Genomic DNA, 11,866 nt, shown 5'->3' on the forward strand with positions numbered 1-11,866 from the left:
GATTCTCGTCCTCACCGGCTGCGGCGTACAGTGCCGAGGCGTACGGTGCCGAGGCGTACGGTGCCGAACCGACCGGATGGCGGGATCCGCCCGCATGGCTCAGGCGACGTGCGGTTCGTCGAGTCGGCCGAGCAGGCGCAGCATCGCCGCGGGCGCGTAACGGAACTCGATCGTGCCGCTCGCGCCGGGGTCGGTCGGCCCGATCCAGGTGCTCGACCCCTCGTGCACGCGCACCCAGCCGTGCTCGAAGAGCAGGTCGGCGCCGATGACGAACGCCATCGCGGGGGTCTCGCCCTGGCGCACGGCGATCGAGCCCTCGAAGACCTGCGACGCCGAGGCATCCTGATCTTCGCGGCACTGCACGCCCATGAGCGGGCGTGCAATCGGCGTCGCGAATCCGGTGACGTGGAACGGGCTGGCCTTGCCGATGTCCGCGACGACGCCGAAGTTCACGCTCGTCGAGACGAGGCTGAGCGAGGCCTGTCCGTCGAGCACGAGCCGGCTCGAGACCCGGAATCGGTAGAAGAGCCGGCCCGCCTCCCGTGCCGGCGGCAGCACGGCGAGGCTCGCCCAGTTGCGCGACCATGCGAGCGGGTCGCCGTCGCGGTTCGGCGGGTCGTAGAGGCTCGCCGTCAGTCGAACGGCGCCGTCGGGCTGCGTCGGGGCGGCCTGCAGCGAGGAGCGGCCGTGGTCGTCGTCGGGCATGACGTCGCGCACGGCGGTGAACGCGGGCAGCCGCAGCGGCTCCCAGTGGCGGAGCCAGCCCTGGATGCCGGCTTGCACGCGATCGAACGAGTTGCCGAGGCCGCTGCGGGTCGTGGCGGTCTCCGCCTCGTCGGCCGCATCGGGCAGCTCGTCGATGAGGTCGACGGGCAGTTCGTCGAGACGGTCGAGATCGCGCTCGTTCGAGACGGTTGCGATGGTCATGATGGGTCCTCCGTGGGGCGTGGGCTGGGGGCATCCGGTGGGGGATGCGGGAGTCCACGCTACGAAGGCGGCTTCGGCGCGCCATCCGAGCGAGCACTGAGTTTCACTCGGGTTCGCACTGAGACGGCGCACCGCCGAGGGGCTCAGACGAGCAGCTGGTGCGCCGCCAGGTCGCGGTAGAGCGGCACGGCCGCCACGAGCTCGGCATGCGTGCCCTCGCCGATCACACGGCCCTCGTCGAGCACGATGATGCGGTCGGAGTCGATGACCGTCGAGAGCCGGTGCGCGATCACGACGAGCGTGCGCCCCTCGGAGACGGCGTCGACGGCATCGCGCATCATGCGCTCGTTGACCCCGTCGAGCGAGGAGGTCGACTCGTCGAGCAGCAGGATCGGGGGAGCCGCGAGCAGTGCGCGGGCGATCGCGAGACGCTGGCGCTCGCCGCCCGACAGCATGATGCCGTCATCGCCCACCGCGGCGTCGAGGCCCGCAGGGTCGCGGTCGAGCACGCCGCCGAGGTTCACGGCGCGCAGCACCTGCTCGCACGCCGCGTCGCTCGCGTCGGGGCTGCCGAGCTTGAGGTTGTCGCGCAGGCTCCCGGCCAGCACCGGGGCATCCTGTTCGACGTAGCCGATCTGCGCCCGGAGCTCGGTGCGGTCGAGCGAACGCAGGTCGAGGCCGCCCATGCGCACCGTGCCGACCGAGGGGTCGTAGAACCGTTCGATGAGCGCCAGGATCGTCGACTTGCCCGCGCCGGAGGGTCCGACGAGCGCGATGCGCTGGCCGCGGGGCACCTGGAACGAGACGCCGCGCAGCACCGGCTGGCGGTCGGTGACGTCGGGCTCGGGCAGGTGCTCGTCGACGGACTCGTTCGCCGGGTCGGCCGGGTCCTGACGCGTCGCCGCGTAGGCGAAGGAGACGTCGTCGAAGGCGATCGCCGGGGCGCCGGGCAGCACACCCTCGTTCGCCTCGCCGACCATGAGGGCGAGCGGGGCGAGTTCGCGGTCGTGCGCGTCCTCATCCGGCAGGTCGAGGATCTCCTGGATGCGGCCCAGGGCCCCGAGGGCCTGGTTCACCGAGGTGATCGCACCGAAGAACAGGCCGAGCGGCATGATCATCATGAACAGGAACAGGATGAACGCGACGAGGTCCGCGACCGTGAGGGCACCGGATGCCACGCGGAAACCGCCGACGCCGAGCACGACGAGGAATGAGACCTGCATCGCGATGCCGGCGACCGGCACGATGAGCGCGGAGATCTTCGCGACCTTCACGCCCATCTGCCAAGCGCCCTCGGCGTGGGCCTCGACATCGAGGATCTCGCGCTCGGTCGCCCCGGCGGCACGGATGGTGCGCACGGCCCCGATGGCGCGTTCGACGGATGCCGCGACGTCGCCGACCTTCGCCTGCGCCTGGTGCGACGCCTCGCGCACGTGCCTCGACAGCAGCGTGACGGTCGTGATGGCGACGGCGATGACGAGCACGGTGAGGCCGAGCAGCACGGGGTCGATGACGAGCATCGCGATGAGCGCGCCGATGAACGTGACGGTGCCGCCGATCGCCTCGACGAGGCCTTGGGTGAGCACGGCGCGCAGCATCGTCGTATCGCTGCCGACGCGCGAGACGAGGTCGCCCGTGCGGCGGGTGTCGAACTCGGCGATCGGCAGCCGCAGCAGCTTGCCGATGAGGCGCTTGCGGCTCGACAGCACGACGCCCTCACCGGTGCGCTGCAGCAGGTAGTGCTGGTAGCCCGTGATCACGCCGCTGATGATGACGAGGGCGACGAGTGCCCAGACGATGCCGCCGAGCGCGGCGCCGGACTCGACGACCTGGATGACCTGGGCGACGAGCAGCGGCTGGGCGAGGCTCGCGAGCGCGCCGACGACGGAGAGGATCGCGACCCAGATGAGCACCGGCCGGTGCTCGAAGATGAATGGCAGCAGTTGCCGGAAGGTGGCACGCGGGCCGGTGGTCTCACCGCGCCGCGAGAAGGGGGATCGTCGGGTGGGGGTGTCGCTCATGTCCTCTTCCTGGCGTGGCGACGAGCGGATGCCGCATCCGCCCGAGTGTCGCAAATCGCCGTCTTGCAGCTTACGTGCCCTACCTGCGTCCGTACTTCTTGTGCACGGCCTGCTTGGAGACGTCGAGTGCGAGGGCGATGAGCTGCCAGCTCGACCCTGCGGCCCGTGCCCGCCGCACCGCGGTCGCCTCGGCGCGGTCGAGCTCGCGGAGGAGTGCGACCCGTGCATGGTGCAGGTCGCGGAGCGCGCGATACGGGTCGTCGCCGTCGGCCGCCGCGATCGCGGTTCGGAGGGTGTGGTCGTCCATGGCGTCAACCGTAATTGACTTCCTGTCGATCGTCAACGCAAGTTGACCATGACGGGGGCGCACAGGAGCGGGTGTGCAGACGACGAAGGCGGGGCGGCTGATCCAGCCGCCCCGCCTCCTCGTCGCTCCGGACTAACCGAGCCCGTTCCAGAAGCCGCAGTTGTGCGCGGACTCGAACGAGTCGATCATCTCGAGGCCACCGGCCTCCTCGGTCTTCAGCTCGAGCACCTCGCGACCGTCGGCGAACGTGCTCCACTCGGGGCCGCCGTCGATGCTCGGGGTGCCGGTCTCGAAGAACGCCGACCACAGGGCGACCATCTGGTCGGCGAGGGCCAGCTGCTCCTCGTTCAACGCGCGCTGTGCGGCGGTGTAGTTGAACAGGTACTGGAGTTCGGTGGTGTGGGTGGCGCCCAGCTCGAGCGTCGAGGGCGGGAACGGGTCGCCGAGCGAGCGCCATCCGGGCGCCGTCTCGTCGGCGAACTCGTAGAAGTACACCGAGCGACCGGCGTCGGCGAAGCTGTCGGAGGCGACGACCGACGGGCAGGCGAACATCGAGTCGCCGCTGAGCCACCCCGAGGCGAAGATCGGGTCCTCGCCGGCGTCGGCCGGGTAGAGCTCCAGCACGTCGGGGGCGAGGGCACCGAACTGGGCGGTGACACCGGCCTCGTACTCGGCGGGGTCGAGCGGGTACTGCGCCGAGGCGAAGCCGAGCCACTCGTCGCGGGTGACGCCCATCATGATCGGCACATCGGCGAGGGTGCCGTCGGCGGCCGCCTCGAGGGGGCCGACCGGCTGGTCGGGACCGCCGCTGGCGGGGGAGGCGAAGCCGAACCCGGTCGCCGTTCCCACGATCGTCGAGGTTGGCACGGCGCGGAGGCACTCGGCGTCGTCGGCCGCGCAGCCCCACTGCGTCGTGAACTCGGTCGGGTCGGATGCCGGTGCGCCGGCGCCGCAGGCCATGGACTGCACCACGGCCTTGTCGAAGAGCCCCTCGGCCGTTGGCGACGCGAGCTGGAAGCAGACCGAGCCGCCGCCGGCGGACTCGCCGACGATCGTGACGTTGTCGGGGTCGCCGCCGAAGGTCTCGATGTTCTCCTGCACCCAGCGCAGCGCCTGCTGCTGGTCGAGCATGCCCCAGTTGCCCTGGGCACCGTACTCGCCCTCCTCGGCGGTCGCCGCGGTGGCGAAGAAGCCGAACAGGCCGAGGCGGTAGGCCGGGATCACGGTCACGGCGTCGCCGGTCGCGGCGAAGTTGCGGCCGTCGTAGATGTTCGGGGTGCCGGCGGTGTATCCGCCGCCGTGCAGGAAGACGACGACCGGGAGCCTCTCCTGTGCGGCGTCCTCGGGAGCGTAGACGTTCAGGTAGAGGCAGTTCTCGCTCAGCGAGCCGTCGGAGTCGCCGTTCACCGTCTGGGCGCAGTCGGGGCCGGGCTTGGACGCATCGAGCACGCCCGCCCAGGGCTCGGGGGCCTCGGGCTCGCGCCAGCGGAGGTCGCCGACCGGCGGCTTGGCGAAGGGGATGCCGAGGTACTCGACGCCGTCGGCGGTCGTGACCCCTGTCAACGATCCCTGCTCGATCTCGACTTGCGGTGCGGCTTGAGGTGCGCCGTCGTCGGCCGCGCCGCCGGCGATGCATCCGCTCAGCAGCAGTGCCGTCGCCGTGGCCGCGATCGCGATCGAGGCGACCTTCGCGAGTCTCCCAGTAGTCATGTTGCTCCCTCGTGTTCTCCCGGAATCTACGGTGTGTCCACAGCGTTGTCAAAGCCGTTGACGATACCGCGTGCGCGAGCGCGCCGACGGCAGGGCACGATGGAGGGATGGACCTCACCACGGCCGCCCTCATCGGCATCTCGCACGGCACCGCTTCGCCCGACGGGCAGGCCGCCGTGCAGCGGCTCATCGACGCCGTCGAGGTGTCGACCACGGCGCGATCGGCACCGGCCGCCGCACCCGCCGCCGTGCGACTCGGTCACGTCGACGTGCAGCAACCGGATGTCGCGGCCACCCTCGGCGCGCTGCCGCCCTCGATGCCCGCGGTCGTCGTGCCGTTGCTGCTTTCGGCCGGGTATCACGTGCACGTCGACCTGCGACGGGAGATCGAGGCCGTCGCCGATCGGCAGGTGCGGCTCGCCGCGGCGCTCGGGCCCGACGACCGGCTCGTCGAGGTGCTGAGCCGCCGTCTCGACGAGGCGGGCGCGTCGCCCGACGACCGCGTGGTGCTCGCCGTCGCCGGATCGAGCGATGTGCGCGCCGTCGATGACTGTCGCGACATGGGCGAGCGGCTCGCGACGGCGCTCGGCGCGCCGGTGGCGGTCGGCTTCCTCTCGGCGGCCGAGCCCCGACTCGCCGACGCGATCGCCGCGGTTCGGGCGGACGGAGGCGGCCGCAGGGTCGTGGCGGCGAGCTACCTGCTGGCGCCCGGATACTTCCAGGACCTCGCGGCGGCCGCGGGCGCCGATCTCCTCACCGAGCCGCTCCTGACCCCGGATGACGCCCCGAAGGAGCTCGTCGACGTCGTGCTGGACCGGTTCGCGGAGACGGTGGCCGAAGCCGTGGCCGAGGCAGCCGATGCTGCGCCGGGAGCATAGCGCGCGACGCTGCGTCTCACCGATTGTGACGCCGCATTGCCGCGATTGACGCCGTGTTGCCTTCCTTGCCGTGATGTGACGGCTCGCATCCCGGCCCGCCGTCAACCCGCCTAGCCTCGGTCGAAACCCGCACTCAGCGGTGACCGAGGAGAGACATGACGCAGGAGACGATCGAGGCGCCGAGCCGCCCGGCGGCCCGTTCCGGCGAGCGTCCGCCCCGCCCGGCGAGCCGCCCCCACGGGCAGTGGAAGGTCGACGGCACCGCGCCCCTCAACGGCAACGAGGAGTGGAAGCAGGTCGACGACGGCCTGAGCGTGCGCGACCGCATCGAGCGCATCTACTCGAAGGGCGGGTTCGCGTCGATCGACCCGACCGACCTGCACGGGCGGTTCCGAGTGTGGGGGCTCTACACGCAACGCAAGCCCGGCATCGACGGCGGCCGCACCGCGACGCTCGAGCCCCACGAACTCGAGGACGAGTTCTTCATGCTGCGGGTGCGCATCGACGGCGGGCAGCTCACGACCGAGCAGCTGCGCGTGATCGCCGACATCTCGATCGACTTCGGCCGCGATACCGCCGACCTCACCGACCGCCAGAACATCCAACTGCACTGGATCCGCGTCGAAGACGTGCCCGAGATCTGGCGGCGCCTCGAAGCGGTCGGGCTCGGCACCACCGAGGCCTGCGGCGACGTGCCGCGCGTCGTGCTCGGCTCGCCCGTCGCCGGCATCGCCTCCGACGAGCTCATCGACCCGACGGCGCAGATCGACGAGATCACGAGCCGGTTCATCGGCGACCCGACGCTCGCGAACCTGCCTCGCAAGTTCAAGACGGCGATCACCGGCCACCCGAGCCAGGACGTCGTGCACGAGATCAACGACGTCGCGTTCGTCGCGGTGCAGCACCCGGAACTCGGCGTCGGCTACGACCTCTGGGTCGGCGGCGGACTCTCCACCGCGCCCCGGCTCGCCGAGCGCCTCGGCGTCTTCGTCGTCCCCGAGCGCGTAGCGGAGGCCTGGCACGGCGTCGCGCAGATCTTCCGCGACTACGGCTACCGGCGCCTGCGCAACAAGGCCCGCCTGAAGTTCCTGCTCGCCGACTGGGGCACCGAGAAGTTCCGTCAGGTGCTCGAGACCGAGTACCTCGACTCGCCGCTGCCCGACGGCCCCGCCGCTCCCAAGCCGCTCGCGCACGGCGACCACGTCGGCGTGCACCGTCAGAAGGACGGCCGGTTCTACGTCGGCGCCACGCCGATCGTCGGCCGCGTCTCCGGCCCGACGCTCGCGAAGCTCTCCGAACTCATCGAGGCGCACGGCTCCTCGCGCCTGCGCACCACGCCGCACCAGAAGCTCGTGATCCTCGACGTCCCCGAAGACCGGGTCGAGTCGCTCATCGCCGGCCTCGACGAACTCGGCCTCTCGGCCCGCCCGAGCCTGATCCGCCGGGGCACGATCGCCTGCACGGGCATCGAGTTCTGCAAGCTCGCGATCGTCGAGACCAAGGCGTTCGCGACGGCGGCCGTGCTCGACCTCGAGCGCACGCTCGACGGATTCGACCTGCCGCACCCGATCAGCCTGCACGTCAACGGCTGCCCGAACTCGTGCGCGCGCATCCAGACGGCCGACATCGGCCTGAAGGGCCAGCTGATCATGAACGACGCCGGCGAGCAGGTTCCCGGCTACCAGGTGCACCTCGGCGGTGGCCTCGCGACGGCCGACCGCGAGGAGGCGGGCCTCGGCCGCACCGTGCGCGGCCTCAAGGTCGAGGCCGACGGCATCGCCGACTACGTCGAGCGGGTCGTCAAGCGATTCCTCGACGACCGCGACGCCGTCGCCGACGAGACGTTCGCCGAATGGGCGCACCGCGCCGACGAGGAGGTGCTCCGATGAGCGTCTCCCTGGCACCCCGCGCCACGGTACTGCGCACCCACGGCGAACTGCGCGAGCTGGCCGAGGCGGGCAACGTCGAACTCCGGAGCCTCGCCGCCGACGAGGCATCCGCCTACGAGGTCATCGCCTGGGTCGCGCGCAACTTCGATGCGGATGCCGCGGCCGTCGCCTGCTCGATGGCCGATGCCGTGCTCCCGCACGTGGTCGCCCAGTCGTTGCCCGGTGTCGACGTGCTCTTCCTCGACACCGGGTACCACTTCGCGAAGACCTACGAGACGCGCGACAAGGTCGCCTCGGCGCTCGACGTGCGCGTGGTCGACGTGCTGCCCGAACTCACCGTCGCCGAGCAGAACGCGAAGTTCGGGCTCGACCTGTTCGCCCGCGACGCCGCCGAATGCTGCGCGATGCGCAAGGTCGCACCCCTGCACGATGCGCTCACGGGCTACGAGCTGTGGTTCACGGGCGTGCGCCGCGACGAGGCGACCACGCGAACGAACACCCCGCTCGTGACGTTCGACGAACGCAACGGGCTGGTCAAGGTCAACCCGCTCGCGGCGTGGAGCTTCGACGACCTGATCGACTACTCGAACGCCTTCGGTGTGCCCGTGAACGACCTGCTGACCCAGGGCTACCCGTCGATCGGCTGCGAACCGTGCACCCGGCAGGTCGCCGAGGGAGAGGACCCCAGGGCCGGCCGCTGGTCGGGCCTCGACAAGACGGAATGCGGGTTGCACGTATGAGCGCCATCGACACGATCCCCGTCGAGACCGGCATCGACGCGCTCGACGCGCTCGAGTCCGAATCGATCCACATCATCCGCGAGGTCGTCGCCGAGTTCGAGCGGCCCGTGCTGCTCTTCTCGGGCGGCAAGGACTCCGTGCTCGTGCTGCACCTCGCGGCGAAGGCCTTCTGGCCGGGCAAGGTGCCGTTCCCGGTGCTGCACGTCGACACGGGCCACAACTTCCCCGAGGTCATCGACTTCCGCGACCGCACGGTCGAGCGCCTCGGTCTCCGCCTCGAGGTGGCCTCCGTGCAGGACTACCTCGACGACGGCAGGCTGCAGGAGCGGGCCGACGGCACGCGCAACCCGCTGCAGACGCAGCCGCTGCTCGATGCGATCGCAGCGGGCCGCCACGATGCCGTCTTCGGCGGGGCCCGTCGCGATGAGGACAAGGCGCGCGCCAAGGAGCGCATCCTGAGCCTCCGCGACGAGTTCGGGCAGTGGGACCCGCGCAACCAGCGCCCCGAGCTCTGGGACCTCTACAACGGCCGCCACACGGTCGGCCAGCACGTGCGGGCGTTCCCGATCTCGAACTGGACCGAGCTCGACGTGTGGCGCTACATCGAGCGCGAGCAGATCGAGCTGCCGCCGCTCTACTACGCGCACGAGCGCGAGGTCTACCGCCGCGACGGCATGTGGCGTGCGATCTCCGACGTGTCCCCGGCGCAGGCCGGCGAGACGATCGAGGTGCGCACCGTGCGCTACCGCACGGTCGGCGACATGAGCTGCACGGGCGCGGTCGAGTCCGACGCGGCATCCGTCGCCGACGTGGTGCGCGAGGTCGCGACGTCGACGCTCACCGAGCGGGGCGCGACCCGGGCCGACGACCGCATCTCGGAGGCCGCCATGGAGGATCGCAAGAAGGACGGGTACTTCTGATGGGCGACGCACTGTTCCGCTTCGCGACCGCCGGCTCGGTCGACGACGGCAAGTCGACCCTCGTCGGCCGCCTGCTGCACGACTCGAAGGCGATCCTCGCCGACCAGCTCGAGTCGGTCGCCCGCACCTCCGCCGAGCGCGGCTTCGGCGGCGAACCCGGCGCGATCGACTTCGCACTGCTCACCGACGGGCTGCGCGCCGAGCGCGAGCAGGGCATCACGATCGACGTGGCCTACCGCTACTTCTCGACGGGCCGTCGCTCGTTCATCCTCGCCGACTGCCCCGGGCACGTGCAGTACACGCGCAACATGGTCACGGGTGCGACCACGGCCGATGCCGTCGTCGTGCTGGTCGACGCCCGCAACGGCGTGCTCGAGCAGACCAGGCGCCACCTCGCCGTCGTCGCGCTGCTGCGCGTGCCCCACGTGATCATCGCGGTCAACAAGATCGACCTGCTGGGCTACTCCGAGGCCGCGTACACGGCCGTGGCCGACGAGGTCTCCGCGCTCGCCGTCGACCTCGGCCTGCCCGCGGCCCATGTCATCCCGGTCTCGGCGCTCGCCGGTGACAACGTCGTCGACCGCTCGCCGAACACGCCCTGGTACGACGGCCCCAGCCTGATCGAGCTGCTCGAGGCGCTGCCCTCGCTCGACGAGCTCGAGACCGAGCTCGAGGCGCTGCGGATGCCGGTGCAGCTCGTCATCCGTCCGCAGGGCGCCGTGGCGCACGACGTCGACGACCCGGAGCGCTTCCGCGACTACCGGGCGTTCGCCGGCCGCATCGCGTCGGGCACCGTGCGCGTCGGCGACCGGGTGCAGGTGTTCCCCGGGGGTGCGACGACCACGGTCACGGGCATCGACGCCGGGCCGCGCGAGCTCGACGCGGCATCCGCACCGCAGTCGGTCTCGCTGCGCCTCGCCGACCAGCTCGATGCGGCACGCGGCGCGGTCGTGGTGGGCGCCGGTGCGCTGCCCGAACCGCGTCGCGAACTCGACGCCGCGGTCTTCTGGCTCGGCGCCGCGCCGCTCCGCCCCGGCGCGCGCGTGCTCGTGAAGTCGGGCACGACGACCGTGCAGGCGCTCGTGCCCGAGATCGTCGGACGCCGCGACCTCGACTCGCTCGAGCTCGAGCCGGCCGACCTGCTCGAGATCAACGACATCGGCCAGGTGCGCGTGCGCCTCTCGGCCGACCTGCCCGTCGAGGAGTACGCCGCGCATCGCCGCGCCGGCGCGTTCCTCGTCATCGACCCGCAGTCGGGCGCCACGCTCGCCGCCGGGATCGTCACCGCCCCGGTGACACCACCACCGGCCACGCCGGCAGCACCACCCGCACGACCACCGACACCGAAGGAGTAGCAGCATGACCGCAACATCACGCGTCCGTTCCCGCCTCGGCCTGGTCGCGGGCATGATGCTCGCCGCGGCGATCGTCACGACCGCCGTGCTCGCCCTGAGCGGCTGCGCGCCGCAGGCCGCCGCCGGACCGGACGCCGAGGCATCCGCTACCACGGAGCCCGCGGCGGAGCTGCGACTCGGGTACTTCGCGAACGTCACCCACGCGCCCGCGCTCGTGGGATTGGAGGAGGGCCTCTTCGGCGATGCCCTCGGCGACACGGAGCTCACGACGCAGGTCTTCAACGCCGGCCCGGCCGCGATCGAGGCACTCTCGGCCGGCGCCATCGACGCGACCTACATCGGGCCGAACCCGTCGATCAACACGTTCATCCAGTCGGGAGGGCAGTCGGCGCACATCGTCGCCGGTGCCGCCACGGGCGGAGCGGCGCTCGTCGTCCGCGACGGCATCGACTCGCCGGCCGACCTCGAGGGCACGACCCTCGCGACGCCGCAGCTCGGCAACACGCAGGACGTGGCGCTGCGCTCGTGGCTCGCGAGCGAGGGATACGAGACCGACACGACGGGCGGCGGCGACGTGCACATCACGCCGACCGAGAACGCGCAGACGCTCACGCTCTTCCAGCAGGGCGGGATCGACGGTGCCTGGCTGCCCGAACCGTGGGTCTCGCGCCTGATCGTCGACGCCGGCGCGCACGTGCTCGTCGACGAGGCCGACCTCTGGGAGGACGGCGCGTTCCCGACGACCGTGCTGCTCGTGCGCGCCGAGTTCCTCGACGAGCACCCCGAGACGGTGGAAGCGCTGCTCGAGGGCCACGTGGCATCCGTCGCCTGGCTGGAAGACCACGCGGCCGAGGCGCCGACCGTCATCAACGCGGCACTCGAGGCCGAGACGGGCAAGCCGCTCGCCGACGAGGTCATCACCCGGGCGCTCGAGTACGTGACCTTCTCGGTCGACCCGCACGCCGAGACCTTCGAGACCCTCGTCGCGAACGGCCTCGAGGCGGGCACGCAGAAGGACGGCTCGATCGACGGCCTGTTCGACCTGCGGCTCCTGAACGGGCTGCTCGAATCCGACGGCGGCGAACCGGTCTCGGCCGGCGGCCTCGGCGAGGAGTAGGA

The 11,866-nt window shown here is 71.5% G+C and carries 10 protein-coding genes; 6 read left to right on the forward strand and 4 right to left on the reverse strand.

Going from position 1 to position 11,866, the window contains the following annotated elements:
- Window positions 1–99: 99 nt before the first annotated feature.
- The 4 genes from JOE59_RS03265 to JOE59_RS03280 all read right to left on the reverse strand — a co-directional run bounded on the left by JOE59_RS03265 (window position 100) and on the right by JOE59_RS03280 (window position 4,965).
- Window positions 100–927, reverse strand: coding sequence for a hypothetical protein (locus tag JOE59_RS03265; RefSeq protein ID WP_204458919.1), 828 nt, complete (start codon window positions 925–927; stop codon window positions 100–102).
- A 143-nt stretch (window positions 928–1,070) separates the two neighbouring features.
- Window positions 1,071–2,948 (reverse strand): ABC transporter ATP-binding protein, encoded by a 1,878-nt coding sequence (locus JOE59_RS03270; RefSeq protein ID WP_204458920.1) that lies wholly within the window; start codon window positions 2,946–2,948, stop codon window positions 1,071–1,073.
- Between the two features lie 79 nt (window positions 2,949–3,027).
- Window positions 3,028–3,255 carry a hypothetical protein gene (locus tag JOE59_RS03275; protein ID WP_074258510.1) on the reverse strand — a complete coding sequence of 76 codons (228 nt, stop codon included), beginning with the start codon at window positions 3,253–3,255 and terminating at the stop codon, window positions 3,028–3,030.
- A 132-nt stretch (window positions 3,256–3,387) separates the two neighbouring features.
- The gene (locus tag JOE59_RS03280; protein ID WP_204458921.1) at window positions 3,388–4,965 is read right to left on the reverse strand and encodes a carboxylesterase/lipase family protein; all 1,578 of its coding nucleotides are present in this window, start codon (window positions 4,963–4,965) and stop codon (window positions 3,388–3,390) included.
- Between the two features lie 107 nt (window positions 4,966–5,072).
- Between JOE59_RS03280 and JOE59_RS03285 the strand changes: the two genes are divergently transcribed.
- The 6 genes from JOE59_RS03285 (at window position 5,073) to JOE59_RS03310 (ending at window position 11,864) form a co-directional block, all read left to right on the forward strand.
- Window positions 5,073–5,843 (forward strand): sirohydrochlorin chelatase, encoded by a 771-nt coding sequence (locus JOE59_RS03285; protein WP_179550694.1) that lies wholly within the window; start codon window positions 5,073–5,075, stop codon window positions 5,841–5,843.
- Window positions 5,844–5,998: 155 nt separating this feature from the next.
- On the forward strand, window positions 5,999–7,732 hold the full coding sequence (locus JOE59_RS03290) for a nitrite/sulfite reductase (RefSeq protein WP_179550693.1): 1,734 nt from the start codon (window positions 5,999–6,001) through the stop codon (window positions 7,730–7,732).
- Entirely contained in the window at window positions 7,729–8,472 is a 744-nt protein-coding gene (locus JOE59_RS03295) for a phosphoadenylyl-sulfate reductase (RefSeq protein ID WP_204458922.1), read from the forward strand. The genes JOE59_RS03290 and JOE59_RS03295 overlap by 4 nt, the downstream gene beginning before the upstream one ends.
- Complete coding sequence (gene cysD / locus JOE59_RS03300; RefSeq protein ID WP_239560074.1) at window positions 8,469–9,392, forward strand: sulfate adenylyltransferase subunit CysD; 924 nt, start codon at window positions 8,469–8,471, stop codon at window positions 9,390–9,392. Before JOE59_RS03295 ends, cysD begins: the two co-directional genes overlap by 4 nt.
- Complete coding sequence (locus JOE59_RS03305) at window positions 9,392–10,747, forward strand: sulfate adenylyltransferase subunit 1 (RefSeq protein ID WP_204458923.1); 1,356 nt, start codon at window positions 9,392–9,394, stop codon at window positions 10,745–10,747. Before cysD ends, JOE59_RS03305 begins: the two co-directional genes overlap by 1 nt.
- Before the next feature lie 4 nt (window positions 10,748–10,751).
- On the forward strand, window positions 10,752–11,864 hold the full coding sequence (locus tag JOE59_RS03310; protein ID WP_239560076.1) for an ABC transporter substrate-binding protein: 1,113 nt from the start codon (window positions 10,752–10,754) through the stop codon (window positions 11,862–11,864).
- Window positions 11,865–11,866: the final 2 nt, after the last annotated feature.

The organism is Agromyces cerinus (assembly GCF_016907835.1).
Classification (GTDB): Bacteria; Actinomycetota; Actinomycetes; order Actinomycetales; family Microbacteriaceae; genus Agromyces; species Agromyces nitratus.

Bases quoted from the DNA above. Each gene is read 5' to 3' on its own strand.
- cysD (WP_239560074.1), top strand. From the start codon at position 8,469: ATGAGCGCCATCGACACGATCCCCGTCGAGACCGGCATCGACGCGCTC.
- JOE59_RS03295 (WP_204458922.1), top strand. From the start codon at position 7,729: ATGAGCGTCTCCCTGGCACCCCGCGCCACGGTACTGCGCACCCACGGC.
- JOE59_RS03290 (WP_179550693.1), top strand. From the start codon at position 5,999: ATGACGCAGGAGACGATCGAGGCGCCGAGCCGCCCGGCGGCCCGTTCC.
- JOE59_RS03280 (WP_204458921.1), bottom strand. From the start codon at position 4,965: ATGACTACTGGGAGACTCGCGAAGGTCGCCTCGATCGCGATCGCGGCC.
- JOE59_RS03275 (WP_074258510.1), bottom strand. From the start codon at position 3,255: ATGGACGACCACACCCTCCGAACCGCGATCGCGGCGGCCGACGGCGAC.
- JOE59_RS03265 (WP_204458919.1), bottom strand. From the start codon at position 927: ATGACCATCGCAACCGTCTCGAACGAGCGCGATCTCGACCGTCTCGAC.
- JOE59_RS03305 (WP_204458923.1), top strand. From the start codon at position 9,392: ATGGGCGACGCACTGTTCCGCTTCGCGACCGCCGGCTCGGTCGACGAC.
- JOE59_RS03270 (WP_204458920.1), bottom strand. From the start codon at position 2,948: ATGAGCGACACCCCCACCCGACGATCCCCCTTCTCGCGGCGCGGTGAG.
- JOE59_RS03310 (WP_239560076.1), top strand. From the start codon at position 10,752: ATGACCGCAACATCACGCGTCCGTTCCCGCCTCGGCCTGGTCGCGGGC.
- JOE59_RS03285 (WP_179550694.1), top strand. From the start codon at position 5,073: ATGGACCTCACCACGGCCGCCCTCATCGGCATCTCGCACGGCACCGCT.